General features: G+C 68.0%; 1 protein-coding gene. It reads left to right on the top strand.

The window, feature by feature from the left end; all coding sequences use genetic code 11:
- Positions 1 to 228: hypothetical protein (locus AC0L2A_RS36615; RefSeq protein WP_473613053.1), on the top strand; the 228-nt coding region annotated here is incomplete at both ends.

Genomic DNA, 228 nt, shown 5'->3' with positions numbered 1-228 from the left:
TGGCGAGGCGCTCGGCCTGACGGCGCAGGTGGTGGAGCCCGTGTCTGCGGATCGGGTCTGCGGCTACATGCAGCAGGTGCTCGAGCAACTGGCCGAGGCGCTGGAGCATGCCCCCAATAGGCCGGTGCGCGCGCTCGACATTCTTCCGCCCGACGAGCGCACCTATCTGCTGGAGGATCTGAACCGGACGGCGGCGGCCTATCCGTCGGAGCCGTGCATCCATGAACT

It is taken from the genome of Mesorhizobium sp. WSM4844 (assembly GCF_055811775.1).
Note: the sequence above shows the minus strand (reverse complement) of the source record. Positions and strands in the feature narration are given on the sequence as shown.